Source organism: Deltaproteobacteria bacterium GWA2_45_12, from assembly GCA_001797365.1.
Taxonomy (GTDB): domain Bacteria; phylum UBA10199; class UBA10199; order UBA10199; family UBA10199; genus UBA10199.
In genome coordinates this window covers 1-26006 of record MGPH01000029.1, presented here as the reverse complement: position 1 = coordinate 26006, position 26006 = coordinate 1, and the positions used below count along the sequence as shown (strand labels likewise).

At 45.7% G+C, this 26006-nt stretch carries 24 protein-coding genes, 2 tRNA genes, 1 pseudogene and 1 other annotated feature; of the genes and pseudogenes, 7 read left to right on the top strand and 20 right to left on the bottom strand.

Annotated features, from left to right (window positions below):
• Window positions 1-312: 312 nt before the first annotated feature.
• Both A2048_09505 and A2048_09500 read left to right on the top strand, forming a co-directional pair.
• Window positions 313-615: a hypothetical protein gene (locus tag A2048_09505; GenBank protein OGP09359.1), complete on the top strand. Its 303-nt coding sequence runs from the start codon at window positions 313-315 to the stop codon at window positions 613-615.
• Window positions 588-857 carry a hypothetical protein gene (locus A2048_09500; protein OGP09358.1) on the top strand — a complete coding sequence of 90 codons (270 nt, stop codon included), beginning with the start codon at window positions 588-590 and terminating at the stop codon, window positions 855-857. The genes A2048_09505 and A2048_09500 overlap by 28 nt, the downstream gene beginning before the upstream one ends.
• A 67-nt stretch (window positions 858-924) precedes the next feature.
• Here the strand turns inward: A2048_09500 and A2048_09495 are convergent, their stop codons facing one another.
• From A2048_09495 to A2048_09450, 10 genes are all read right to left on the bottom strand, one after another.
• Window positions 925-2373 carry a sulfate adenylyltransferase subunit CysN gene (locus A2048_09495; GenBank protein OGP09357.1) on the bottom strand — a complete coding sequence of 483 codons (1449 nt, stop codon included), beginning with the start codon at window positions 2371-2373 and terminating at the stop codon, window positions 925-927.
• A gap of 40 nt (window positions 2374-2413) precedes the next feature.
• Window positions 2414-3334: a sulfate adenylyltransferase small subunit gene (locus A2048_09490; protein OGP09356.1), complete on the bottom strand. Its 921-nt coding sequence runs from the start codon at window positions 3332-3334 to the stop codon at window positions 2414-2416.
• Window positions 3335-3420: 86 nt separating this feature from the next.
• Window positions 3421-4674 (bottom strand): hypothetical protein, encoded by a 1254-nt coding sequence (locus A2048_09485; GenBank protein OGP09355.1) that lies wholly within the window; start codon window positions 4672-4674, stop codon window positions 3421-3423.
• An 85-nt stretch (window positions 4675-4759) separates the two neighbouring features.
• Window positions 4760-5176, bottom strand: coding sequence for a hypothetical protein (locus A2048_09480; protein ID OGP09354.1), 417 nt, complete (start codon window positions 5174-5176; stop codon window positions 4760-4762).
• 5 nt (window positions 5177-5181) lie between these two features.
• Complete coding sequence (locus A2048_09475) at window positions 5182-5460, bottom strand: molybdopterin synthase sulfur carrier subunit (protein ID OGP09353.1); 279 nt, start codon at window positions 5458-5460, stop codon at window positions 5182-5184.
• 50 nt (window positions 5461-5510) lie between these two features.
• Entirely contained in the window at window positions 5511-5978 is a 468-nt protein-coding gene (locus A2048_09470; protein OGP09352.1) for a hypothetical protein, read from the bottom strand.
• A 97-nt stretch (window positions 5979-6075) separates the two neighbouring features.
• Window positions 6076-6969 (bottom strand): cysteine synthase, encoded by an 894-nt coding sequence (locus A2048_09465; GenBank protein ID OGP09351.1) that lies wholly within the window; start codon window positions 6967-6969, stop codon window positions 6076-6078.
• 8 nt (window positions 6970-6977) lie between these two features.
• Window positions 6978-7229, bottom strand: coding sequence for a hypothetical protein (locus tag A2048_09460; protein ID OGP09350.1), 252 nt, complete (start codon window positions 7227-7229; stop codon window positions 6978-6980).
• Between the two features lie 47 nt (window positions 7230-7276).
• Complete coding sequence (locus A2048_09455) at window positions 7277-8506, bottom strand: threonine synthase (protein ID OGP09349.1); 1230 nt, start codon at window positions 8504-8506, stop codon at window positions 7277-7279.
• A 53-nt stretch (window positions 8507-8559) separates the two neighbouring features.
• Window positions 8560-9471 (bottom strand): hypothetical protein, encoded by a 912-nt coding sequence (locus A2048_09450; GenBank protein OGP09362.1) that lies wholly within the window; start codon window positions 9469-9471, stop codon window positions 8560-8562.
• A gap of 56 nt (window positions 9472-9527) precedes the next feature.
• Window positions 9528-9674, bottom strand: a binding site (SAM riboswitch class I).
• Between the two features lie 94 nt (window positions 9675-9768).
• Here A2048_09450 and A2048_09445 point away from each other — a divergent pair.
• The 4 genes from A2048_09445 to A2048_09430 all read left to right on the top strand — a co-directional run bounded on the left by A2048_09445 (window position 9769) and on the right by A2048_09430 (window position 14803).
• Window positions 9769-11190: a hypothetical protein gene (locus A2048_09445; protein ID OGP09348.1), complete on the top strand. Its 1422-nt coding sequence runs from the start codon at window positions 9769-9771 to the stop codon at window positions 11188-11190.
• Window positions 11191-11246: 56 nt separating this feature from the next.
• Window positions 11247-12680 carry an aspartyl/glutamyl-tRNA amidotransferase subunit B gene (locus A2048_09440; protein ID OGP09347.1) on the top strand — a complete coding sequence of 478 codons (1434 nt, stop codon included), beginning with the start codon at window positions 11247-11249 and terminating at the stop codon, window positions 12678-12680.
• Between the two features lie 96 nt (window positions 12681-12776).
• The gene (locus A2048_09435) at window positions 12777-13817 is read left to right on the top strand and encodes an S-methyl-5-thioribose-1-phosphate isomerase (GenBank protein OGP09361.1); all 1041 of its coding nucleotides are present in this window, start codon (window positions 12777-12779) and stop codon (window positions 13815-13817) included.
• Window positions 13818-13885: 68 nt separating this feature from the next.
• Window positions 13886-14803, top strand: coding sequence for a branched chain amino acid aminotransferase (locus tag A2048_09430; GenBank protein ID OGP09346.1), 918 nt, complete (start codon window positions 13886-13888; stop codon window positions 14801-14803).
• Here A2048_09430 and A2048_09425 read toward each other — a convergent pair.
• From A2048_09425 to A2048_09390, 8 genes are all read right to left on the bottom strand, one after another.
• Complete coding sequence (locus A2048_09425) at window positions 14796-15266, bottom strand: hypothetical protein (protein ID OGP09360.1); 471 nt, start codon at window positions 15264-15266, stop codon at window positions 14796-14798. The genes A2048_09430 and A2048_09425 overlap by 8 nt on opposite strands.
• A gap of 113 nt (window positions 15267-15379) precedes the next feature.
• The gene (locus A2048_09420) at window positions 15380-17260 is read right to left on the bottom strand and encodes a hypothetical protein (GenBank protein ID OGP09345.1); all 1881 of its coding nucleotides are present in this window, start codon (window positions 17258-17260) and stop codon (window positions 15380-15382) included.
• A gap of 186 nt (window positions 17261-17446) precedes the next feature.
• Window positions 17447-17683: a hypothetical protein gene (locus A2048_09415; protein ID OGP09344.1), complete on the bottom strand. Its 237-nt coding sequence runs from the start codon at window positions 17681-17683 to the stop codon at window positions 17447-17449.
• 89 nt (window positions 17684-17772) lie between these two features.
• Complete coding sequence (locus A2048_09410) at window positions 17773-18969, bottom strand: deoxyguanosinetriphosphate triphosphohydrolase (GenBank protein OGP09343.1); 1197 nt, start codon at window positions 18967-18969, stop codon at window positions 17773-17775.
• Between the two features lie 133 nt (window positions 18970-19102).
• On the bottom strand, window positions 19103-20080 hold the full coding sequence (locus A2048_09405; protein ID OGP09342.1) for an aldo/keto reductase: 978 nt from the start codon (window positions 20078-20080) through the stop codon (window positions 19103-19105).
• A 1-nt stretch (window position 20081) separates the two neighbouring features.
• Window positions 20082-20168, bottom strand: a tRNA-Ser gene (locus tag A2048_09400).
• Window positions 20169-20552, bottom strand: a complete 384-nt coding sequence (locus A2048_09395; GenBank protein OGP09341.1) for a hypothetical protein — start codon at window positions 20550-20552, stop codon at window positions 20169-20171.
• Window positions 20530-20748: a hypothetical protein gene (locus tag A2048_09390; GenBank protein OGP09340.1), complete on the bottom strand. Its 219-nt coding sequence runs from the start codon at window positions 20746-20748 to the stop codon at window positions 20530-20532. Before A2048_09390 ends, A2048_09395 begins: the two co-directional genes overlap by 23 nt.
• A gap of 181 nt (window positions 20749-20929) precedes the next feature.
• Between A2048_09390 and A2048_09385 the strand changes: the two genes are divergently transcribed.
• A tRNA-Ser gene (locus tag A2048_09385) sits at window positions 20930-21023 on the top strand.
• A gap of 2699 nt (window positions 21024-23722) precedes the next feature.
• Here the strand turns inward: A2048_09385 and A2048_09380 are convergent.
• Window positions 23723-25225 (bottom strand): hypothetical protein, encoded by a 1503-nt coding sequence (locus A2048_09380; GenBank protein OGP09339.1) that lies wholly within the window; start codon window positions 25223-25225, stop codon window positions 23723-23725.
• Between the two features lie 254 nt (window positions 25226-25479).
• Window positions 25480-26006, bottom strand: a pseudogene (locus A2048_09375) (hypothetical protein).

Here is a 26006-nt window from a genome sequence, read left to right as displayed (position 1 = left end):
ATGCCTCCTTATATCAAAAACCGGGGCTGTTGCCGATCATGAATTACTAAAAATGTTTCCCCGACAGGCTCCTTGCACCCAGATCTTCCCCTTTTACAACCATTCGTCATCATACCCTTGGTCTTCATACCGGACAAACCGTGCGTAGACCCGCCTTGGCTCATAATTTACGAGCCGAGGTAGCAGATCTTGCGGTATCAAGAAATAATGCAGGGCATGATCACAGCGTAGGTTCCACGAACCTACCTCGATAGCACCGCTTCCGCCTTAAAAATTGGTCCTGTTCGCAGAGCCGAGGCCATTGCTGAAAGGGTGCATGCCAATACCCATTCTCAAAATTTTGCTGCAGCACGCCGGGCAACAAAGTTCTACGGATTATCTCACGGTATTGTTCTAGATTTTTTTGGGGCCGATCCCCAAACCCACACCGCCATTTATTCAGGAAGTGGAGCCACAGGCGCCATCAATCATGCGGCCAATACCCTTTTAAATGAGCAAGTTTTGGGAAGAAAACCGGCTCGTCCCGTGGTTATTTCGCCATTGATACACGTAATGGCTGCTTCTGCGCCCAACCTTATTTGGCTAGCTTGCTTGATATTCCCGAACATCTCATAGAAACATTTGCTGATCGTCCCGACCAAAGTCACAAAGGTGCACCGGGGCTCGTGCGTGTCAGCATTGGGCTTTATACCGACCAAGCCGATATCGACTATCTGATTGCTGCACTGAAATGGATTTCTGAAAATAGAAACACCCTAAGAGGGGAATATCAAGAAGATGAAATGGGAAATGTTTCCCGGGTGGATGGCTGGGAAGCTCAAATAGAATCCGAAAATCCATTTGAAATAAATATTTAAAAAATTCCTACCACCCATCAGAATAGTTGCGATTAAATGATGGAACAATATCACGAGTAAGGGCAATTCATGAATTGCCCTTACCTGTTCTGGCAATCATTTCATTGAGCATCTCCTCCAAACTCATTTGTTTCCAGTTAGCTTCCTGACGCAGACGCTCAACCAAGGCTTTATCCAGATTCAAAACAATTTCTTCGGTTTGAGCATCTCCCAAAACACCTTCGGAAAAAGAATCAATCATGCCCGCACCGACCGTGGCATTGCTGACGCGATCAATTAAAATAAAAGCCCCTGCCAAGCGATTATGGCGATAGCCATCAACCATCAAAGGACGGTTAACAGAAATGACGACACGGCCGATATCATTCAGATTCATCCCTTCGGCTTTCACACCACAGAAAGTGTTTACATCAACAATTTCTTCAATTTTATCCACCTGGCCAGTGACCATTCGGGAGGTGTGTTTAATCCAATAAGGGCACCCTACCTCCAACGGCTTTTCGTGCATCCAAACCAGGGTGGCCTTTAATTGATGTGCGGGTTTTAAATCGTGCTTTGCATGAACCAAGACATCCCCGCGACTGATATCCACTTCATCTTTTAAGGTAATGGTTACTGCCAGGGGGGCATTGGCTTCTTTAAGCTCACCATCATAGGTGACAATGCTTTTTACCTTGTTTTTTTTGCCCGAAGGAAGAATGAGCACCTCATCCCCTTTTTTGACACTTCCGGAAATGATCGTTCCCGCATAACCACGAAAATCAAGGTTGGGGCGAAGAACATACTGAATAGGAAAAGCAAAGGCGTGCTTGGACTGATCGCGGTCAATTTTAATGGTTTCCAAAGCTTTTAAAATGGGCCCCCCCTTAAACCATGGGGTTTTAGGGCTTGCATGGACAATATTATCCCCTTTAAGGGCACTGACGGGAAAATAGAGAATGTCCCTGAAATGAAGGGATGAAACAAACTTGCCGAAATCTTTTTTTATTTTTTCAAAAATTTTTTGGTCGTAATTCACCAAATCCATTTTGTTGATGCAAACAAACAAATATTTGATCCCCAAAAGCGAAGCTATAGTGGCATGCCGCCGTGATTGGATCTGCCCCCCTAAACGCGCATCAATGAGAATAAGCGCCACATCGGCTGTCGAAGCCCCGGTGGCCATGTTACGCGTGTACTGAATATGCCCCGGCGTATCAGCCAAAATGAATTTTCTTTTTTCGGTGGCAAAATAACGATAGGCGACGTCAATGGTAATGCCCTGCTCGCGTTCGGCCTTCAAGCCATCGAGCAAAAAAGCATAGTCAATTTCTCCCTCACCCGTCGTCCCATGGGCTTTTTTTACAGAAGCCACCTGGTCATCATAGACGGCCCCGGTATCATAAAGCAGGCGGCCAATAAGCGTGGATTTGCCATCATCAACAGAACCCACAGTGACAAAACGCAGAAGCTCCTTGTGGTAGTGTTTGTCTAAAAACTTGGCGATGTCTTTTTTGATGAGGTCTTGTTCTTGCATTTAATCACTCCGACGGGTCGGACTCGTCAGACATGTCAGATTAAAAATAGCCCTCGCGTTTCTTTACTTCCATCGAGGCATCTTCATCGGTATCAATTAAACGCCCTTGCCGCTCTGAATCGCGAGTTAAGAGCATTTCTTGGATAATTTCCTTCACTGTTTTTGCCGTGGATGGAACAGCGCCACTTAAAGGATAACAACCCAAGGTTCGAAAACGGACCATCTCCATTTGGGGTTTTTCATCCGGTTTTAAGGGCATGCGATCATCGTCCACCATGATTTTGACCCCGTCTCTTTCTACAATGGGCCGTTTCTTGGCAAAATAAAGGGGAACTAAGGGAATATTTTCCAAATCAACATACTGCCACACATCAAGTTCCGTCCAATTAGATAAAGGAAATACGCGGATACTTTCCCCCTTGTTTATTTTACCGTTATACAAATTCCACAGCTCGGGACGCTGGTTTTTGGGATCCCACTGATGGGCCGTATCACGAAAAGAATAAATACGTTCCTTGGCCCGCGACTTTTCTTCATCGCGGCGTGCCCCGCCAAACGCGGCATCAAATTTATATTTTTCCAAAGCCTGAAGCAGGCTTTGTGTTTTCATGGCGGTGGTATATTTTTGGCTTCCTACCTTAAAAGGATTATTCAAACCCATTTGAATGGCTTCCTGGTTGATATGGACAATGATTTTAAATTTATTTTCACGACAAAACTTATCGCGAAATTGGATCATGTCCCGGAACTTCCAGGTAGTATCCACATGCATCAAAGGAAATGGAACCGGGGCCGGATAAAACGCTTTTTGAGCCAAACGCACCATGACCCCTGAATCTTTCCCGATGGAATAAAGCATCACGGGGTTTTCAAATTCCGCAGCAACCTCACGAATGATGTGAATGCTCTCGGCTTCGAGGGCCTTGAGATGATTCAACGTTTTTTTATTGCTCGTTGCCATGATTTGCTCTTCGACAAAACTCAGGGTGTCCTTGACACGGACATGGTGAGCCCTGTCGAACCATACAATTGGCGTTTATCGTAAATTCATCCAAGAGACAAAAGTTCTTTTCGCAAGCCATCAAGGGCCAGGGAAGAAACCAAAAGTTTAAACCAATCCCTGCGTCGAGGAAGCACAAATTTCTTTTCCTTTGTTCCCTTCTCACTGGCCAGCGCAATATGCACTGTGCCCACGGGTTTGCCCAGCGTCCCTCCATCGGGGCCGGCAATGCCGGTGACGGAAATTCCGTAATCTGCCTTGGTGATGCGTCGGATCCCCTGTGCCATCTCAAGCGCGCATTGGGGGCTCACCGCCCCCTGTTTTTTGATCGTATCTGCAGACACCCCTAAAATCTTAATTTTGGATTCATTGCTATAGCTCACCACTCCGCCTAAAAAATAAGAGCTCGAGCCGGCAATATTGGTGATGCGGTTAGCAATAAGCCCCCCCGTACATGATTCGGCGACGCTTAAAAACTTTTTATGTTCAATGAGAAGTTTCCCCACCACTGCTTCCAAAGTATCTTCCCCTTCACCATACACATATTTTTCCACTCTTTCCTTGACTTTAGACTCGGCAAGAAATAACTGCCCCTTCGCTTTTTTGGCATCTTTGTCCCAAGCAGAAAGCTTAATGTAAGTTTCAGGAAAATGGGCCCTGAAACCGATGCGTACATTTTCAATGTCCAAACGATTGATGTATAAATCTTTCAAAGCCAAATCCAAATCAGCTTCGGCAGCACCAAAACATTTCAAAATCTTGCTTTCAAAAAAGATTTTTTCTTTTCTTGAAGAGATAATTTCAGGAAAAACAAAGTCCGAAAAAATTTGTTTTAATTCGGCTGGCACACCGGGAAAAAAATAAAAATGGGCCTTTTTATATTTGACCCCCACCCCGGGAGCAGTGCCCACCTTATTCATGAAAGTTTGGGCCCCTTGGGGGACATAGGCCTGCTTTTTATTATTTTCGGAAAGAGGCCTCCCCCATTGAGTAAACAAACGCTCCAGATAAGTAAGATAGTTTTTATCCAGAACAAGTTTTTTCTTGAAGGTTTTGGCCGCAATTTCCAGGGTGAAATCATCCGCCGTGGGGCCAAGCCCCCCTGAAACAAGAACGATATCGGCACGATCCGCCGCCAAAAGAAGGGCTTCTTTTATTTTTGAAGCATCATCCCGAACAGAGGAATGATATTCTACCTGGAATCCGGCAAGCCACAATTTGTCTGACAAATAAGATTGGTTGGTATTAACTACATTGCCCGAAAGCAGTTCATCCCCAATGGTAAGTATTTCGATAATCATGAATTAATGAAGAACTCGGGGGCAAGCCCCAGAGTTTCATCCTGAGCAACCCTTTCGACTCGCTTCGCTCGCTCAGAGTTATCCGTCATTTTATTTCGGCCCCAAGGGGCCGAGTTTTTGTCGAAGGATAAATTTTCAACTCCGACGAAATTTTTCCACGCAATTGATCCGATTCCCTGCTTCCAAATATTTTGGACAACCAGGAACGTTTTTTTTCGGTGACAACCAGAATATCCACATCGGGTTGACTGGCCAAATCTTGGCACAACTGAAAATAAGCCCCTTTTTCCAACTGAACTTCAAAAGGAGCCTGAAAAGTGCGGCACTGTTTTTCAACCTCTTCGAGCATCTTTTTGCCATGATCGTAGTCAGTAGCATTGGTTTGGCTTGCAACGTAAACGGCTTTCACGACCTTGTTTTTTTCCTTGGCCGTATGCAGGCACCAATGAAACCCCTCTGTTGAAAAGCGGTCGGCAGTAATGGCAAAAAGAATGTATTTCATGAGCGCTATTTTCCCCCTGCAATGGCAGGAACCACGCTCAATTCATCCCCATCTTTAAGGGCTGTCTTCTCGCCTTGCAAAAAGCGGATGTCTTCGTCATTGACATAAAAATTGATAAAACGCCGAAGGCTGCCCGCATCATCATAAAAACGTTGTTTCAAACCCGGATAAGTTTTGTCTAAATGAGCCAAAACTTCCGAAACAGATTTTCCTTCAGCCAAAATCTCACCCTGATTGTTGGTGAGAGTTTGAAGAGGGGTTGGGATACGTACTTTGATGGACATGGTTTTCTCCTTATTAAATGAAGGGCGATCACAAGGATCGCCCGTACAAATTATAAAATTTTCCTTTCGACAAAATCTTTTTTCTCCGCACTCCAGTAAAACTCGGAAGCATTGTTCACCTTCATTTGGTAAACAGACACCACCAGATACGAAAGGTGGGGAAACAACGGTTCGCCCCAGGGGCAGGCCATGGCTTTGTCTTCTGCTGAAAAATAGACGCCGTGCTCCGGATGGGAATGAAAAATGGAAACAAGGCTCATCCCCTCTTTTTTGGCCTGTTCTTCTATCTTTTTCATTTCTGCCGGGTCAATACAATAAGCTGTTTCGGCAGCACGGGGATATCGCTCGGGATCTTTTTCATGCAATTCATTTTGAATATTGGTGCATGCCACAACCTTATAAGCCGTGCGCTTTTTTCCTTCTACCTTCCCCACAACAAAACCACATGCTTCATGGGGATAGCATTTTTCGGATTGGGCGTATATTCCGTTTAGTAATTTTTGGTCTATAAGCAACATATTTTTAAGACAGCATTTCGCCCCTTCGACTTCGCTCAGGGTCCACTTTGCTCAGGCTCCACCCGTTACGGTCATCGAGCGGAGTCGAAATGCACCGTCACTCTCCTTCAAAATACCTATCCCCATGATCGGGGAATACGGTGACAATCACTCCTTTTGCAATTCTTTCAGCCAGCTTTAAACAAGCAACCATGGCGGCGCCGGAAGAATATCCCACCAGTAATCCTTCTTCCTTTCCCAATCTTTCCACCATGTCATAACTTGATTCTGTCTGAATCCACATCATTTCATCCAAAATTTCTGGATGATAAATACCCGGCACAATGGATGTGGGCATATGTTTTAATCCTTCCAACCCATGTAATGAATCAGCCGGTTGCGCCCCAATACAAAAAATATTCTTGTCAAAATCTTTAAGCCTTCGCGTCGTGCCCATGGCTGTACCACTGGTCCCCATGGTGGCCAGAAAATGGGTTATTTTTCCTTCTGTCTGGTTCCATATTTCAACACCCGTACTTTCATAATGAGCTTGGGGGTTGAAAGGGTTGTTATATTGGTCGGGCATAAAAAATTTACCCGGGTTTTCTTCATAAAGTTTGTGTGCCATGCGGATGGCTCCATCGGATCCTTCAAACGGGCTGCTAAAAATAATATCCGCCCCAAACGCACGGGCAATGTCTTTACGCTGCTGTGATGCATTTTGGGGCATGACCAAAGTTACTTTATATCCAAGAGCCGCCCCAATCATGGCATAGGCAACTCCTGTATTCCCCGAAGTGGGGTCCATAATGATTTTGTCCCTGGTCAGTTTTCCCAAACGAATACCTTCTTTAATCATCCAATAAGCTGCTCGATCTTTGACCGACCCACCAGGATTAAAATATTCGAGCTTGGCATAAATTTCGACACTCTTGGGCAAATCGCGCGTCACTTCACGAATTTTTACCAAGGGGGTATTGCCAACGCGGTCTAAAATAGAAGAGAGAATCATTTACGAAATTACCCTTCAATCACGTTCATTTCGATTGGTTCGACCGTCAAACCACGACTTTTGAAGAACTTGATGGATTCAACAATCTGGTCTTCGGGCCCTTCCAACTCAACAGCCATCAAGCCCACCTGTTCATTGACAGAGGCCGAACGTATGTTGAAACGGACTTTGTATTTGTCATACATGTCACAAATAATGGCTTCCTTCACTTGGGCTGAGGGAAATGTAAGATACACTTTGCGGGTTACGTTTTTGGTCATGGTTTTTTCCTTTCTTGTAGGGGCGATTCATGAATCGCCCTTACGAATTATTTTATTTTATCCTTCACCAAAGCATCAAACTCGGTCAACGAAGGTTTGATCACTGGGGGCTTGCCCAGTCTGACGGCTTCTTGGGTTTTTAACCCATTCCCCGTAATACACAGAACAATCGATTCATTCTTGGGAATTCTTCCCTGCTCGATGAGTTTTTTAGCCACACCCACAGTGACTCCGCCTGCTGTTTCGGCAAAAATACCTTCTGTTTCGGCCAATACCCTGATGCCGGCAATGACTTCTTCATCACTGACATCTTCACACCAACCACCGGTCTGATGCACAGTTTTGGCGGCATAAAAACCATCGGCAGGGTTCCCAATGGCTAGCGACTTTGCAATGGTATTGGGCTTGACGGGCTTGAAAATGTCCCAATTATTTTTGACCGCCGTGGAAATGGGGGAACATCCCGTTGCCTGGGCCCCATAAATCTTGGCCTCGTTTGTCTTAAGCAAACCAATCTTGTGAAATTCCTGGAAGGATTTATCGATTTTGGTCAAAAGCGATCCACTGGCCATGGGAACAACCACATGTTTTGGCGTGTTCCATCCAAGCTGCTCGACAATTTCATAACCCATCGACTTGGACCCTTCGGCGTAATAAGGCCTCATGTTGATATTGACAAACGCCCATTTATACTTGCCCGCTATTTCGCTACACAAGCGGTTAACCTCATCATAGGTGCCATGAATACCAATCAGATTGGTTCCATAAATCATGGTCCCCAAAATTTTTGTCGCTTCCAAATCGTAAGGGACAAAAACAAAGCTCTCCAAATCAGCAGCCGCAGCATTGGCGGCAACTGAATTGGCCAGATTACCCGTTGAAGCACAGGCAACCACCTTAAAACCAAATTCCTTGGCCTTGGAAAGGGCCACCGAAACCACACGATCTTTAAAAGAAAGCGTCGGATAATTTACGGCATCGTTTTTAATATAGAGTTCACTTACTCCCAAAAGACGCGCTAGCCGGCTGGCTCGACGAAGGGGCGTAAACCCCACCTGCTTCCCCACCGTGGGGTCGTTATCGATGGGAAGAAGTTCTTTGTAACGCCACATGTTCGGCCCACGCGAACCAATCAATTCTTTGGTGAGTATTTTTTTGATTCCTTCATAGTCGTACACAACTTCCAAGGGACCAAAACAGAACTCACACACATGGGTGGGTTGCTTGGGATATTCATGGCCGCATTCACGGCATTTAAGGGCTTTGACGTAGGACATATCAATCTCCTGTAGGGGTCGGATTTCCCGACCCGGGCGGGGAAACCCCGCCCCTACTGTTTAAAATATTTCTCAATACTGAAATAACGTTGACCCGCATCACATAAAAAAGTCAGAATCTTTTTATTTTCATCCATCTGGGAAGCTATCTTTAAAGAAGCCCATACATTAGCACCAGAAGAAATCCCCACCAAAATACCCGCTTTTTGCGAAAGGGCCCGGGTGGTCTGGTAGGCATCCACATCTTCAACCTGGATCACTTCATCAATAAGGGTTTGGTCAAGATTAGCGGGAATAAAACCAAGTCCTATTTGTTCAATACGATGAAGCCCTTGTTTTCCTCCTGAGAGAACAGCACTGGCCGTGGGTTCAATGGCATAAATTTTTGTGCGAGGAAATTTCTTTTTAAGAACACGCCCCACACCGGTAAGACTTCCCCCCGTTCCCACACCCAACACGAGGGCATCCACTCCTTCCGGAAAATCAGCCAAAATTTCATGGGCTGTTGTTTCTTGATGCGCTCTGACAACATCTTCATTATCAAACTGGTTGATCAAGCAGGCATTTGTATGGCTACTTGCATAAGCTTGGGCGCGCTTTTGGGCGCCTTTCACTCCTTCTTCTTTGGGCGTAAGCACAAGCCCCGCTCCAAAACCTTCAAACATTTTGCGCCGTTCTATCGAGGCATTTTCGGGCATGAAAAGGGTGAGTTTTATCTTTTGAACCACACACACCATGGACAGCGCCACGCCCGTGTTTCCAGCGGTGGCCACCACAATTTCAACCTTTTTCTTCTTTTTGGCCTGTTCCACCAAAGAAAGCGCAATTCTGTCTTTCAATGAAAAACTGGGGTTGGCCGCCTCGTCCTTGGCATACACCATGGCCGACCCCTTGGGCACAAGCTGGGTCAGGGGCACAATGGGTGTATTCCCGACCGCTTCTAGAATGGAGGAGTAAGCTTCCATAAGCAAAAAAAAACCCCTTCTTAATTCAATAAGAAGAGGCCTGTTTTCAACGCATCTTCTTATCTTCCCCCCATAAAAAACGATTAATCGCTTGGAACTATGGGGTTGGAGGTAGCACCGTGTTGATCCGCCTACTAAGTTTGGCGGGACAAGGGTTGCTGTGACGTCACCGGGCCAAGTCCCTCGGTCACTCTGGATAAGGTTTAAAAGATGTACCAAACGAGGTCCTTTTAAGTCAACTTTCTTTTTAGGAAGCAACTTTTTAAAAATAGGCCGACAATAGACCATATCTTTATTATGAGCCGATTTTTGAATCCTTCATTCAGAACTTTTAGTCCCTTGATGGGAAGAACGCCCTTTTTAGGGCCCGCAGCCCCGCGCATATTTCACGCCAAAGCCATCCACGTACCAAGGCTTGCGGCCACAAAACAGGCTTCCACAGATCAAAAACAAACAGGCGAGATTCCTTTTTTAACATTAGGGCATGGCATCGATTTTTTATCTGTCCCCGTGGTGGATACTTTCGTGGCTTCGCCTGTTCAATCCGCAGAGGCTGTTTTGGATATCAATGGAGGAATTCATACCCGAATACCCCCAAGACAAACTCCCGGTTTATGGGCAGCAAACGGGGGAGCATCAAAAACAAAATGTGGCCAACCTGGTTTTAACACAATCCCACCACCACCGGAACAAGCCACACTCAAGTTGGTCAATGGATCAAGTGTGGTTGTAGGCACGGTCACTCTTCCAAAAAAAAATATTGGGGACTATGTAGAACCTAATCCTCAGGCCGTTATTGATTCATTATTGGCCCTACCAAATTTACAAAAAACCAATCCCTATGGATTTCTTTTTAGTTTAAAAACAACATCAATAGATCTTTCCAGCAAAAGAAATACGGCACGTTCCCTTCCAAAAACTTTGGCTCGTCTCATTGGACAAGATCCTCAACTTAAAGATGGGCTCCACCCACAATGGATTGCTGTTTTTTTGAATACGGACACCAAAAAAGATCGACGTATTTTCATGGGAATCCTTGAAGAAGGAAGCATTTCGATTGTGAATGAAAAATCCATCGAAGAGTTTTCAGGCTGGCTTTCTGGTCAAGATATTAGTCTTGCAGATTTGATCACACTCGATCGTGCAGGGGTACCTCCTCTCCCTCGGCCCCTCAAGGAAGAATTACCATTGGGGGTGGCCTCCATTCAACCTTTTGATCCCCATCAGGAGGTGAACCGAAGAATCGCCGGACAAAACGTACACATCCGTTATGTGCCTTTGAAAGCAAAACGCCAAAATGCTTTCCAAGCTACTTATAGCGTGGCTCGTGCGTTGGAAGAACTTGATAAGCAAGACATCCCTTCACAGCACAAAATTGAATTCAGGTTTAAAGCCTCAATAGCTCCGATAAGAACTGAAAAGAACAAAATGACTTCAGATGAACTCAAGGAATGGCTTCTTGGTGAAATGAAAGCGGCTCTTTTTCAAAGGAGAGAATGGAAAGATAATCCAGGGCTTGTCATTATGTTTATGGATAACGGCTCTAGAAGCATTTACCATGTTTTTTCTCCCGATCCAAAAGACTCGACTCAATTAGTGGAAAAAACATTTACCAATGCGGTGCATGTAGCCATCTACCGTGACCAGTATTATAGAGGCCTCCCCCAACATCCCCCTTCTCCCAGAGAAACAGGCCGAAAGAGTGAATCTACTTTATAAAACTCTTATTCTTTTCTTGAATTCATCAACCATTTCCTCTAATTCTTCCCTCCATTATGGATTATGAAGTCATTATTGGTCTTGAGGTTCATGCCCAAGTTTTAACCCAAACCAAACTTTTTTGTTCCTGTTCTGCGGCCTTTGGAGCCACACCCAACAGCCACACCTGCCCTGTTTGCCTGGGATTGCCGGGAGTGCTTCCTGTTTTAAACAAACAAGCAGTCAACCTGGCCTTACGTGCGGGCTTGGCCCTTCATTGTGAAATCCAAAACAAGTCCATCTGGGCCCGAAAAAATTATTTTTATCCCGACCTCCCCAAGGGCTACCAGATCACCCAATATGAATTTCCCATCGCCCTGCGCGGATATCTGGATATTGCAGTTGATGGAAAAGAAAAAACGATTGGCATCACCCGCATCCACATGGAGGAAGACGCCGGCAAATCATTGCATGAACACGGCGACGCCCGTTATTCGCATGTCGATTTAAATCGCGCGGGAACCCCCCTTGTTGAAATTGTCAGCGAACCGGATATGCGAAGTGCTGCCGAAGCCGGTGAATATTTACGGCAGTTGCGCGCCATTTTGCAGTATTGCGATGTGTGCGATGGCAACATGGAAGAAGGTTCATTGCGTTGCGATGTCAATATTTCCCTTCGCCCGATCGGTCAAAAAGAGTTCGGCACCAAGGTGGAATTAAAAAACATCAACTCGTTTAAGTTTATTGAAAAAGCCATCGAATACGAAATTGAACGCCAAAAAGGCAGTTTGGCCGCAGGTGAAACAATTGTTCAGGAAACCCGCGGTTGGAATTCAACCAAAAACATCACCGAGTCCCAGCGCACCAAGGAATCGGCCCACGACTATCGTTATTTTCCAGACCCTGATCTAGTGCCCCTTATTGTAGATAGCGCCTGGATTGAGACCACCCAAAAGAACATGCCTGAACTTCCCAAGGCGAGGCTGCAACGATTTATCAGCCAGTACCAAATTCCTGAGTATGATGCCCAAGTACTCACCACGGAAAAAGCCCTGGCCCATTATTTCGAAGAAGCCGTATCCAAGGCCCATCATCCCAAAAAAGTTTCCAACTGGATCATGACCGAGCTTTTACGCGAACTAAAAGAAGCCAATCTTGAAGTGGCAAAATCGCCTATCAAGGCGCCCCAACTGGCGCGCTTGGTGACCCTTATCGAAGAGGGCACCATCAGTGGCAAAATCGGCAAAACCGTTTTTGAAGCCATGTTTGAAACCGGAAAAGACCCCGACACCATCATTAAAGAGCAAAATCTTGTGCAGGTTTCTGATACCGGAGCCATTGAAACCATCATCGACAAGGTCATTGCCGCCAATCCAGGCCAGCTCGCCCAATACAAATCAGGCAAAGATAAACTTTTCGGATTTTTTGTCGGCCAGGTGATGAAGGAAATGAAAGGGCAAGGGAATCCGGGAGTGGTGAATGATTTGTTGAAGAAAAAATTATCCACGTAATTCCCTCCCCCTTGAGGGGGGAGGGTTAGGGAGAGGGTGGCCCCGAGAACACCCTCCCCCACACCCCCTCCCCTCAAGGGAGGGGGGAAAGAAAAGATGTATTTCAAAACCATCGAATGGAAAAATAATGCGGTCATCATGCTCGATCAGCTTCGTCTCCCGCATGAAGAGGTCTACCACACCTACAAAACCTGGCAGGAAGTGGCTGATGCCATTAAAACCATGGTCATTCGTGGGGCCCCTGCCATTGGCGTGGCCGGAGCCATGGGTTTGGCTTTGGGGGCTCTTTCCATCCAGGCCGCTGATTCCAAATCTTTCTTCAAACAATTAAACGATATTTCAACACATCTGTTTGAAACGCGCCCGACGGCGGTCAATTTGGGTTGGGGATTAGCCCGCATGAAAAATGTGGCGGAACAAAACCAAAACCTTTCCCTTCCCCAGTTAAAACAAAAACTCATCGATGAAGCTCAAAATATTCTCACCGAAGACATTCGTTTAAATGAAACCATGGGAAGCCATGGCCAGATTCTTTTTGAATCAGGCGACAAAGTGCTCACGCACTGCAACGCCGGGGCCCTGGCCACAGCGGGTTTTGGAACTGCTTTGGGTGTTTTGTATGCGGCCTGGAAAAATGGAAAACGTTTTTCTGTTTTAGCCGATGAAACAAGACCCTATTTACAAGGAGCTCGTCTTACGGCGTGGGAGCTCCACAAAAATAACATCCCCGTCACGCTTATTTCCGACAATATGGCCGGATGGCTCATGAAAAAAGGGGAAATCACCAAAGTGATTGTGGGCGCCGATCGCATTGCCGCCAACGGCGATGTCGCCAACAAAATCGGCACCTACACCGTGGCTGTTTTGGCCCATCGTCACCAAATTCCTTTTTACGTCGCGGCCCCTCTTTCAACGATTGATTTGACCCTAAAATCGGGAGATGATATCCCCATTGAAGAACGTTCATCAAAAGAAGTAACTCATCTTGGCAATGTCAACATCGCCCCTGTGGGTGTACTGGCCCGTCATCCAGCTTTTGATGTAACCCCCAACGAATTGATTTCGGCAATCATTACAGAAAAAGGGGTTGTAAAAAAATCGTACGTGGAAAATTTAAAAAAATTGTTTGTCAAGTAACGGGCGAACACAAGGTTCGCCCCTACCAGATTGTAGTAGGGGCGAATCTCGTATTCGCCCTCATAAACATGGTCCAAAAAGTTTCCAAAATATGGCTCGATGGCAAAATGGTTAACTGGGACGACGCTCATGTCCACATACTCACACATACGCTCCATTATGGAATGGGTGTTTTTGAAGGGATTCGCTGTTATGAGGGTGACAAAGGCAAATCGGCCATCTTTCGTTTGGAAGAACATATCGAGCGTCTCTTTGATTCAGCTCATATCCTTTTGATGAAAATCCCCTTTTCTAAAGATGAAATCATTGAGGCATGCAAGGAAATCTTTCGCGTGAACAAACTTAAAGCAGGTTATTTGCGACCTTTGGCCTTCATGGGCGATGGTGAAATGGGCCTGCACGCCACATCCAACCCCATTCGCGTGGCCATCATCGCCTGGCCCTGGGGCACTTATTTGGGGGATGAGGGTGTCAAAAATGGTATTCGAGTAAAAGTGTCCAGTTTTACGCGGCATCATGTAAACGCCATGCTCACCAAGGCCAAAACCGTGGGCAATTATGTAAACTCCATTTTGGCCAAACGCGAAGCCATGCTGGCAGGCTATGAAGAAACCATCATGCTCGATGCCCAAGGGTATGTGGCGGAAGCAAGTGGGGAAAATATTTTTGTCGTCAGAAATGGAAAAATAAAAACGCCCCCCATCACAAATGCGCTTGAAGGCATTACACGCGGAAGTGTAATTGAACTTTTAAAAGAAGAAGGCCTTCAGGTTGAAGAAGCCCTGATGACACGGGATGAGCTCTACATTTCAGATGAAATATTTTTAACCGGCACCGCCGCTGAAATCACTCCTGTGCGCGAATTGGACCACCGCACCATCGGCACCGGCAAGCCCGGCCCCATCACCAAAAAAGTGCAGCAAAATTATTTTGATTTGGTGCGTGGCAAAAACGCCAAACACAAAGAATGGTTGGCCGTTATATAAACGCGCCCACTATCAACAGCACAAGTCCCGCCTGAATACCGGCAATAATGTCATCGGTGGCAATGCCCATACCTCCGGGCAATTCATCTTGAGCCCAATTGGCGGGAAAGATTTTAAGAATGTCAAAAAGGCGGAAAAGCACAAAACCCATAACAAGGTTTGGCAGGGAATAAGAAACAAAAAGATAGGTCACCAACTGCCCTGCAACTTCATCAATGCAAATTTGTTTGGCATCCTTGGTGCCGATGATTTTTTCGGCTTCGTGGGATAACGGGATGGAAAGCACACATACAGCAAGGGTCACAAGAATTTGGTACCAAAAGGGATAGGCGCTCAAAATATAAAACAACAAAACTCCCCACAAACTCCCTATGGTTCCTGGAATTTTGGGAACATACCCTGCCCCAAACGCTGTGGCTAAAAATTTGATGAGTGATTTTTTCAATGAAAAAACTTTGTACACCGAATAATTTTCAAGAACAAGGGAATTGTCAATTACATGGTTCGACCACCGCGTAGCGGGGTCCCGTGCGCGTGAGAACCTCACCATGTCCCATAAGGGCGGAAATAAAAGAATTAAACTACCACATCATGCGCGACTGGTGTTTCGATGGAATCAAAATCAGGAATCATGTCATCTATTAAATGATCACCGGCTTCATCTATTTCATTGGCGGCCAAGATATCCCGGACAATGTCCGCAGAACCTCTGCCATTTTCATGACCACTTTGGGAACCAGCTCCACCACCACTCTTGTCAAAAACCCCGGCTAATCGGCCTGATTGAACCTTGGCTTCACCTTGGACACCGCGGTCGGAAGCAACGGGATTATTATTACGGTGGGAATCGCCATGAGAAGCGGCAGCAGCCACTGCGGCTCCACCCTGGCCTCTTGCTTGCCGTAAGGCATCTTCAGAGAAGGAAGAATCTACGGGGGCTCCAGAAAGAGAATTAATTCCAACCCCACGACCTGACGCTTTGGTTGGTGTTCCATCACTTAATGAAGCCAATGAAGCTGAAACTTCAGTCCCATGACCTTCACCGCCAGATACAGCAACATAACTTACATGGGATGAATCATCTTGATTGCCTTTATCCCTCGGTTCCCCAACAACTCCATTTCCATTTTGTCGTGATTCAACAGAACCTGGAATATTTGCTACAGGCCCTTGAACAACCTGATTGTTCGCACCATCGCGGGCTTCTACACCGAATTGATTTTGAGCCAACCCTGCTTGAGTGTTTCCAACAGGAATACCAACAAAACCTTCTCCTCCATCACCAAACCCTGCAACAACTCCAGCTGCTCCGGTTCTTGGGCCACCTTCATTTCCATGGTTATCGGAGACATTATTGGCACGAGATACATTTACAAATGCAGGCGCCACGCGCTCTTGGTTTCCATTATTTTGCTCATTGGCTCTTTGAGCTTGAGCTACAGGTTCTTCTGCTGGACGAACAGGCCCATTATCTTGGGCTGCACGTTCCTCATCTAAAGCTACACGAGCTTCCTCTGGCACGCCAGCTTCCCCACCATCCACATGGGCATCGGCTACTTGTTCAGGGGATTCTTCTGCAGGGACTTCTTCAGGATTAACAGGCAGCGGCACTCCATCTTCCTGTTCATCATCCCTGGCATCTTCCAAAGCATAAACACGGCGTACGGGTTGGGGTTCTGATTGGGGTTGTACAGGACGACTCACAGCACTGGCTACTTGTTCCACGGCTCTTCTTACAGGATTGATCACGGCGTCACTCACGGCCCGCACAACACCACCCAAAGGTGATTCCATCATCCGACGGCCTATCCTGGCCATGCCTTCATAAGCCGTGCTCATCTCACGCATATTGCGTCCACCACCACGGCCAAGATCGGCCTCGATTAATCTTTGAGCGTCTTGTGACAAACCACCTGCAGCCACAATATTGGCAAAAGCCGTGCGGGCATATTCCACGTTATAAGTTTTTCCTTCCCATGCCGCACGCGCCCGTGCAGCAAACCAGAAGTTTTTTGCTTCATCCCTGGCCTGGGCATTGGCATTGTTTCCACGAGAATTTTGCGCCGCCACGGGTTCGGGCGGACGTTGCACGTGCCTATCAAGCTCTTTTGCTGTATTCACAAGGATGGCAGCAGCCACAACAGGGGCTGTAAGAGGAGCAGCAACAACGGCCAAAGGAGCAAAAATTCTGGCTGCCATATTTTGGCTTATAGGTTTATCAGCGGATTTTAATTTTGGAGGTTCGGGATCGTAACGGCTCTCTGCATATTGGGGAGTATGGGGCGCAGGAGGAATGGAAACAGGTGAAGTGGCCGGTGGTGAATAGTTAAGACTTTCTTCTTTTGGTGGGTTTTCGACAATTTCAACATGACCATCGCCATCAACATCAACACCAGAATAATAAGGAGCTTCTCCGTCAGGGCAGATCAATGAATTGGGATCGTACATGTTGGTCATAAAAAAAGCCTAGTCCTTCAGAAGTATTATCGGCAGGATTAACCCATGAGTTGTGCGGTATTTCAATGTTTTTTTATAAACTTGGGAAGTTTTAGCCCAGCGCGTCATGGATGATCGTGGAGGTATCGTGTAAGGGCGATTCATGAATCGCCCCTACGGAGATAAAAACGAAATAATATCAATGTTTTACAATAACGCCGCAAAATCAATTTTATGGGTGGGAAGAAAAATTTCTTTTAAAGAAGCCGGCGCCTCCTGCCAGCCTTTGTCGTTCCCAAGTGACTTCACCTGGAGAACAAACCCCCCACCTTCTTCTTTTAAGACCTTGGCTTTGATCTTGTGAATCGTAGTTTGGGTTTTCCCGCCACTCTCTTGGGCAATCAAGGGGGTGTTCAAAAAAATGATGACGTCTTCGTTAATCATAATGACTCCATGGTTCGACCACCGCGTAGCGGGGTCCCGTTTGCGGGACGGGGCTCATGTCCCGAGTAAGGGCAGTTCGTGAACTGCCCCTACACCTTCTCATGAGGATCGAATAATTTTTTGTATTCATCCAGCGCAAACCTGTCGGTCATTCCTGCAATGTAATCACACACAATGCGCTCGACTTGTTCCCCATATTCATTCTTTTCCGCCTTTTGGGGAAACATTTTTTTTATGGAAACATAATGGTTCAAGAAATCAGGTGGAATGATTTTCGGATTTTTGACATAGGCCTTGAATAATTCCGTGATGATGCGCTCAGCCTTGTCAGCCATGCGAATAACCCGGTAATGCCGGTACAAATTCTGCAAAAGAAAACGTTTTAATTCCTGGTTTTGTTTTTGCACTTTTTCAGAAAACGAAACACAGTTTTTGGCTTTTACTTTTACATCGTCGAGATTTTTTATTTTCAGTTTTTCAATATTTCGAAGTGTTTCGGTAATAAGATCCGTCACCTGAAAATTAATGAGCGCCCGTACACATTGTAAAATCTGCATTTGCACGGGATGGGTGGCCATCTTTTTACAAATGGGCTCAAAATGGGTCTGCCAGATTTCCACATCTTTTAATTGCTCAAGGGAAATCATGCCCGATTTCAATCCATCATCAATATCGTGGTTGTTGTAGGCAATTTCATCGGCAAAATTGCACAACTGGGCTTCAAGGGTGGGGTACCCTTTTCGCTCAAAAATGCCACCCTCAGGAAGATCGTATTCGGAACGATGCTTGGTAATTCCTTCCAAAAATTCATAGGTCAGATTTAATCCGGGAAAAAGAGGATAGCGGTCTTCTAAAAGTGTCACCACACGAAAAGATTGCTTATTATGTTCAAACCCGCCAAATTCCTTCATCAGCCGGCTCATCACATGTTCGCCTGAATGACCAAAGGGCGTATGCCCCAAGTCGTGCGCCAATGAAACACCTTCGGCCAAATCTTCATTCAACCGCAAACTGCGGGCAATGCTGCGGGCTATTTGAGCCACTTCCAAACTATGGGTGAGGCGTGTGCGGTAATAGTCGCCCTCATGATTGACAAAAACCTGTGTTTTATATTCAAGCCGGCGAAAAGCGCGCGAATGAATCACGCGGTCGCGGTCGCGCTGAAAACAGGTGCGATAGGCATGTTCCTTTTCTGGATAAATGCGACCTTCCGAACGCCCACTGCTCACAGCATAGGGCGCCATGATTTGCTCTTCTATTTTTTCAAATTCTTGGCGCGTGATCATAATTTTTGTCGTCACCCCCGCCACGCTAATCCTCGGTACTCCGAGGATTTCTGAGAGCGGGGGCCCAGTATTGGATTCCCGCCAACAGAACCCCGCGTTGCGGGGTCACGTGGCGGGAATGACGCCTTCTGTATTATCCATATTGCGGATAAAAATTCCTTGGCCAGGCATGTTTTTTTATTTCGGCCAATTCATCTCTCGAATACAAAACACCATTGGATACAGCACAATTTTGTTCAACATGCAAAATTCGTCGCATGCCCGGAATGACAGTGGAAACAGCCGGATGTGAAAGGCAAAACCTTAAGGCCGCCTGGGCCATGGTTTTGTCGGTATCGTTTAACAGAAATTGCAATTTCTGGACATGCTCCCAGGTTTCTAAAAGCCTATCTCCTTTGAAATAAATTTTCCGCCAATCATTTTTATGAAAAACAGTATCGGGCCTTAAATTACCGGTGAGCCCGCCTTCATCAAAGGGCACCCGTGCAATCACGGCCACATTATGTTTTAAGCACGCGGGAAAAAGTTTTTCTTCAGGAGTCTGGTCAAAAATATTGTAAATGACTTGGACACTATCAATAAGCCCGCTTTCAACAATTTTAAGGGCTGTATTGGGTTCGTGGTCATTAATTGAAACACCAAAAAAACGGATTTTTCCTTCGGATTTTAATTTTTCCACCGCACTCAACCACGAAAGATCATTCATCCATGAATCGCTCCACACATGCAACTGCTGCAGGTCAACACATTCGACACGTAAATTTTTCAAACTTTTTTCGGTGTATTCAATGATGTGATCGGCAGGGAAACATTCTTGCACCGAAGTATTATGCCGTGCCGGCCATTGGTGATTTTTAGGCGGCACTTTGGTGGCAATGAAGATTTTTTTCTTTTTGGCATGATTTAATGCGGCGGCAATGAGTTCCTCGCTATGCCCCTCTCCATAAGCCCAAGCGGTATCGATGAAATTAACCCCCAGCTCAAGGGCTTTGACCATGGCATCAATGGCCCCGCGATCATCCCGCGGCCCCCACATATTGCCCATGGCCCAGGTACCATGCCCAATTTCAGAAACTTTTTCGCCCGTTCGACCAAAAGTGCAGTATTGCATGCGGAAGGGGTGGGATTCGAACCCACGATCCCCGTAAAGGGATGCCGGTTTTCAAGACCGGTGCCATCAACCACTCGGCCACCCTTCCTTAAAATAATCTCAAGCCGATGACTCTCGCGGCTTTGATAAATACCTGATCACGTGTCAAAAGAAGCCCATCCATATCCAGGGTACACTGCGCAATATGGGCATCAGGTATTGTTAAGTTGATTCCCTTTTTTTGACAAAGGCGACGCAAATACCCCACCCTCTCCCAGTGGTCAAGAGGGCAATCAATAACAGGAAGATCACGTATCAGGCTGATGATTTGTTCTTCGTCTTTTACATTGCGACAACCACTGATCAACTCAGACACAATAATGGGTGTTAGGTAGCCCCTTCCTTCACTAAGGATTGTTTCCAAGGTGGGATCGGACTCATTCCCAAAAAAATCAATCCAGATATTGGTATCAATGATTACGTCCACGGGCATTGTCTATATCAAGGTTAAGCCTGATCTTGCCTTTCATTTTTTTTGCTTTTTCAAAAGCACGGTGCCGACGCAAAAACTCCAAACCCATCACGATGGTTTCAGTCATATTTTTTTTACTGATGGACAATGCCTCTTTAAGCAGCTTTTTGGGCAGATTTAAGGTAACCCGTTTAATTTGGTCTGTATGTTCATACATATGGCAGATACTTTAAAGGTTTTCACAATGCACTTCAAGGAATTACTTGAGTTATCCAAAACTTTCTGGTTTAGTTGGCATTATTTTTTTTACCTCTATTTTCAGTTTTTCAATGCCATTTTCTAGATTTACATTATGGAAAATAGCATTAGGAAATAGAGGAAATTTGCCTGGCAAATTTGGAGGGGTGGCCGAGTGGCTTAAGGCGGCGGTTTGCTAAACCGTTGTACGGTTGAAAAGCTGTACCGGGGGTTCGAATCCCCCCCCCTCCGCAAAAAAATTTTCGGACTCTCCCTCTTTTTTCAATATCAAATATAAATTTTCTAATTTTTTTCCTAACTCACCGCATCAAAAATTGTTTCGTCCTTCCGCAACCTTTCAAAAAGATCCCCGATAATAACAACGAGAAAACCATGTCTACAACACCCGTACATAGTTCGCTGGATCGCCTTAAGCTGACAATTGAAACTTATAAAGACAGGCACCCTCTTGAATTATACCGAGCCCTCACAGGCATTTCTGATCCCAACGCCGAAGAACAAAAATTTCTAACAGCCTACAACTCCAACAACGCCTACAACAGCACCGACATTCCCGGTGGAGACAAAGCCGACATATACGCCGAGGCAAAAACATGTCTGGAACAAATTGAAACCGGAATGGGAACCGGCCGAAGGGGCCCTTCGGCCGCCTTAAATCGTGTGAGGGGAATCATCGAAACAAACAAGGACAACCCAATCCTTGTTTTGTACCGAGCACTCACAGGTATCCCAGACCCAACCCCCGCAGAAAAAGAATTCCTGAAACTTTATAACCCTGACAATAAATATACCCCTGGCAATCAGTCGTATGAAAAAGCGGTGAAGTATTTGGAGAAGGTAAACAATACACTTCCCGACACGCCAGCTCCTGTTGCCAATCCGCCCGAGGCAAGTAAGTACTTGGTTGAAAACGCAGATATCGACAACAAAATTCAAGCTTTAGGGCGTTACATCAATTCTCGCAGGGATGAGGTCACAAAACAAAAAGGGAAACTTGAATTTACTTCTGATCAATTAAAAGAAGAACAACAAAAATTAACAGCTCTTTATGAGCAAATTAAGGCAACAGTATCTGATGCTGATGAACTGAAAAAATTGGAAGATGAATATAAAGTGCTGCACGAAAAAGGATTCACTCGCGAAAAAAATATTGATTACTCTTATATTCGGGGTTGGGATCTTGTAGTCCCCATGGTTAACTTGGTATCTAAGTCATTGGCTACCGGTGGTCGCAAATGGGCTCCAAACAGCAACTGGAGCTTGGAACTTCAACTTTTGGATTCCCCATTTCCCGACATGAGTTTGCTTGGACCGGAAGATTCTCAACTCACTCCTGCTGAAAAAGAAGCCGAAGCCATTGCAAGATTCATCCGCAATGCGGCCTACCTCGGAATTTTTCTCATTCCTGCCAAATATTCAAAACCTTCTGGTGACGTTAAATCAGCGGGCAAGCCGAGTAAAAGCCTTGTTGATACCGTAGATTTTCTAGGAATCTTCAAAGGCACTGGAATCAGCGACGGAACCCTGAGAAGCTATGGGAACATAGTCGCAGAAGTAACTGAAGCAGCCAATCTAAGTGCCACCATTCATGCCCGACTTGCTTTTCCTGAACAAGGCATTCAATTCCTAGAAGTTCCCTTTGACATATTCCAAAATGCAGTTTTAAGCCGTAAACTTCAAACCCGCTTTGATAAACTTCAAAAACGAAAAGAAATTCTTGAAGGGCGCAATTGTACAAACAATGCCAAGGGAAGTTATTTTGCATATCGTGACGAACAATATTTAGCCTATAGAGCTAAAGAAAAAGCTGCTGGACGCACACCCCTTACTGTCACAGATTGGTTAAAAGAAACGGATTTCCCAACCCAAGAAGAATGGGTCAATGAGGATTTATGCAAAGATGAAAACGAGGGGGAAACACCAGCCAACGATTCCCCCATCAACGATTCCGTAACTGTCACAGACGAACCCTATCAACCTCTTACCGTTCCCCCCAGAGTCCTTGAGGCTGCCTTGCGTGGGCAACTGATGACTGCCGCCATGAATGGCCAACTTTTAACCTACTATGACATTTTGGGAGCAGAAGCACCCGATTCTTTCGGGGGATTTGTGTTACGTGGGGTTCTTGTTGCAGCTGTCGGAGCGGGCCAAGTGGGAGTCAATCAATTAATGACCTTGGCCACAGATTCTAAAACCGATGGGAACCAGGCAGAAAGAGATAGAGATATAACGGTAATTTCTGGTGCTGAATACATGCTGTCGTTGGGCAAACCTGAATTAGGCTTTGCTTGGGGTCATGTCAATCGCCGCATTGCTGATCGGACAGATATTCCCGCTGCTTTTGTCCTTTTGGACCCAGCTGCCAATGATGACAGAGCTGTCATCGCCAATTTACCAGGATTGATTCGGGGAGGTTATGGAGTCCTTCACATCTCTTCTGAATATCAAACAGGATTATATACAGGAAAATATTTCGGTAGGGCCTTTACAGATTTAGGCAAGGTTTCCACATTCAAGCAAGCATGGGAACATATTCAAGATGGGCTACCCTTCTTAGCTGCCTCAGTAGCCAATATCCGTACCATGCAACTTTATGGTAAAAAAAGTATCGGAGAACCTTCGTTTTTCTGGAATCCAGAAAATGGAAACTTCCTTACAAGAAATCTGCCCCATCCTGTTTACCTTGGTCCCATAACATTTGGTGCCGCGGCTCTTGTAGGCGCCCTTACCTCCCCAAGCGAACCTGATCCCGATGCACCTGGATTAAGTGTTTCACCCACAGGCACGGTTACCTACAGAGATAACAAACGCCGAATAGCCGTAACAGCAACCCCTAGTTTGACTGTAGGAAGATTTGGGGAACCAGTGGTGGGAGAGATGTTTAATTTAGTGGATTGGTAAATTTATCAACCGCATTCAACCAGGCTCTCAAATTAAAAACTGGGACAAACAAGGAAATTTTTCAAGTTACGTTCTAGCTTATTTTTGGTCAAAGTAAGCAAAGCCGTATTGCGACCATGATCTGCAGATAAGTAAAGAGCCCCACCTTGAGACGTTGTGATATCAATGAGAAAGGGAAAGGAATCTCCATCGCAAAAACATCCAAAAGGAATGCTATGATCAAATCCAGGAAACTTTTTCTGAAAATAATCCCAACAATTTTCGTACGGCTCTATACGAACAGCAACATCACTATCTTTTGGGCGATCTTGATAGGCAAGAACTATATTTGTACATTGGGTTTCATCGGCATCATCGGGGCAAGGGCAAGGTGTGGCTTGATGGGTTTGGGGATTTTCACAAGACATATCCACTTTCCCTTCCCCATTCTTTTGAACTTTTAGAACACGGTACACATTGTGCAGATCAATTTCCATGCGACCAATATTCATCATCAGGGGGGTGGTTGGATCCTCTATGGCTCCCGTTGATCCTCCTTTTACTAAATTGTAAGCAATAAAGCTTCCCCAAAAAGCAGGAAATTTTCTTCCATTGGGATCTGTTTTACCATCAAGAGTAATATGGACATCCACAAACCCATTGTCTTTCAAGTTGACCTGAACATCAAAAATCCCTTGTTCTGGTTTTGCAGCCTCACAGGACTGATGCGCTGGATTCTGATAGTCAGTTCCACACAGAGCAGGCCATTCGGGAGTTTCCATATAGGCATCTGGACCAATGCCACGTCTGTAGGTGTGTTGGAGGGTGCCTGGAGTAATGGCTGCTGTAGTTAAGGGTTGCCCGCAAACATCTTGAGCCATTTCTCCGGAGAAATAAGCCCAAGGGTCATCCACCATTTCGCGATAATCTGATAAAGCTCTTAATTGTTCTGGCGTCCGACCACTTTTTAACATCCTTTCGATGGTATCTATATCTTGACGTGCTAAAACTCCATTGGCAGGACGAATAAAGTTTCCATCATCATCTTCCCTTAACCCACCCCCCATTACGAGTTTTTCAAAATCCAAATTATCATTGAGGGCTTTTTTGATAGCGGCTTTGATTTCGTCATTGGTGGGGGTAGTCCCCGAAAGGGTCAATACGGCCGGAAGATGCCCGGTTTTCTTACTTTCTTCTCCATGTCCCACTTCGGCATGATCGGGATCTGGGGCAGGTTTAGGGTCACATTCTTCTTCAGATTCACACCCCAAAAACACAGCCAATAGGGCCAGAGGAAGCATAGCGCCTTCGAGAACCAAGGGGAAGTAATCACCATAAGAGCGCTGTTGCGTGCCTGCTGATTGGACAAGGGTACGAAGCTTTTGGTCGGGACGAGGCCGGCTTGTGTAGTTATTTTGTTCTTTAAGTTGCTGTTCGGCTACCCGTGCATCAAAAGTGGGGTCATCAGTAAAATCGGGTTCTTCGCAAACTAAGGTACTGGGATCAACACTGATCAGAGACTCAGAGCCAGAGATATTAAGAGAGGTGTCAGCCATGAAACGCTCTTTAAACAGTTTCTTATTATTGTCAATTTAAAAAATATGACCTTTGGTCACATCTATAAATGTCACCTCCGCCACGTGGATCTCGGTACTCCGAGAATTTTGGAGGGCGCTTTATCAATGGTATGAACCTCAGGGCAAGCCACGGAGTTTTGACACAGCAAGGTTCATCCCCGAAACCAACGAGCATAGGGGATAAATTTCACTCGCGTATCCAAGTGAGTAAAATCTTATTAAGCTAGAAAAGATTATTGGCAAAAACAGGGACAAAGTATTTGATCGACGTATTCCTCGAAAGTGAGTGGGCCATCGGGTGAATCCCTCCACTCAGCTATAGTAAGGGGTGTTCGACCGGCAGCTTTTTCTCTTTCTTCGTATTTTAGATACTCTTTAGCGTAGTACACATCGTAACCTTCGATGCTAGTATTGGTACCAAGTCTTCCTTCAAGGATTTGCCTGCATTCATCTACTGCTCTTTGGTAAAATTCGGGATAATCATTTATAAAAACACCTTCCTTGGGGTTCCCTTGGGCATCTTTTTTATCAGCCGGTAAGCTATCGACCCAATCGTCATAGGCTGTGGTATGTCTAATATCATCCAGCCGTGCATCATCTGGATCTCGTGGTTTGTTGCAATTGTCTACTGCTGCATCTGGATTCATTTCTGGGTTTTCGGGTCCTGGGGGATTCGGGGGAGTTGAGGCATCTTCCGAATTGGGTGAGCCGTTATCTTCTTCTGACTCACATCCCAAAAACACAGCCAATAGGGCCAGAG

Coding starts and splice junctions, on each gene's coding strand:
- A2048_09495 (OGP09357.1), bottom strand. CDS start 2,373: ATGCAAGAACAAGACCTCATCAAAAAAGACATCGCCAAGTTTTTAGAC.
- A2048_09490 (OGP09356.1), bottom strand. CDS start 3,334: ATGGCAACGAGCAATAAAAAAACGTTGAATCATCTCAAGGCCCTCGAA.
- A2048_09485 (OGP09355.1), bottom strand. CDS start 4,674: ATGATTATCGAAATACTTACCATTGGGGATGAACTGCTTTCGGGCAAT.
- A2048_09480 (OGP09354.1), bottom strand. CDS start 5,176: ATGAAATACATTCTTTTTGCCATTACTGCCGACCGCTTTTCAACAGAG.
- A2048_09475 (OGP09353.1), bottom strand. CDS start 5,460: ATGTCCATCAAAGTACGTATCCCAACCCCTCTTCAAACTCTCACCAAC.
- A2048_09470 (OGP09352.1), bottom strand. CDS start 5,978: ATGTTGCTTATAGACCAAAAATTACTAAACGGAATATACGCCCAATCC.
- A2048_09465 (OGP09351.1), bottom strand. CDS start 6,969: ATGATTCTCTCTTCTATTTTAGACCGCGTTGGCAATACCCCCTTGGTA.
- A2048_09460 (OGP09350.1), bottom strand. CDS start 7,229: ATGACCAAAAACGTAACCCGCAAAGTGTATCTTACATTTCCCTCAGCC.
- A2048_09455 (OGP09349.1), bottom strand. CDS start 8,506: ATGTCCTACGTCAAAGCCCTTAAATGCCGTGAATGCGGCCATGAATAT.
- A2048_09450 (OGP09362.1), bottom strand. CDS start 9,471: ATGGAAGCTTACTCCTCCATTCTAGAAGCGGTCGGGAATACACCCATT.
- A2048_09445 (OGP09348.1), top strand. CDS start 9,769: ATGAGCCGATTTTTGAATCCTTCATTCAGAACTTTTAGTCCCTTGATG.
- A2048_09440 (OGP09347.1), top strand. CDS start 11,247: ATGGATTATGAAGTCATTATTGGTCTTGAGGTTCATGCCCAAGTTTTA.
- A2048_09435 (OGP09361.1), top strand. CDS start 12,777: ATGTATTTCAAAACCATCGAATGGAAAAATAATGCGGTCATCATGCTC.
- A2048_09430 (OGP09346.1), top strand. CDS start 13,886: ATGGTCCAAAAAGTTTCCAAAATATGGCTCGATGGCAAAATGGTTAAC.
- A2048_09420 (OGP09345.1), bottom strand. CDS start 17,260: ATGACCAACATGTACGATCCCAATTCATTGATCTGCCCTGACGGAGAA.
- A2048_09415 (OGP09344.1), bottom strand. CDS start 17,683: ATGATTAACGAAGACGTCATCATTTTTTTGAACACCCCCTTGATTGCC.
- A2048_09410 (OGP09343.1), bottom strand. CDS start 18,969: ATGATCACGCGCCAAGAATTTGAAAAAATAGAAGAGCAAATCATGGCG.
- A2048_09405 (OGP09342.1), bottom strand. CDS start 20,080: ATGCAATACTGCACTTTTGGTCGAACGGGCGAAAAAGTTTCTGAAATT.
- A2048_09395 (OGP09341.1), bottom strand. CDS start 20,552: ATGCCCGTGGACGTAATCATTGATACCAATATCTGGATTGATTTTTTT.
- A2048_09390 (OGP09340.1), bottom strand. CDS start 20,748: ATGTATGAACATACAGACCAAATTAAACGGGTTACCTTAAATCTGCCC.
- A2048_09380 (OGP09339.1), bottom strand. CDS start 25,225: ATGGCTGACACCTCTCTTAATATCTCTGGCTCTGAGTCTCTGATCAGT.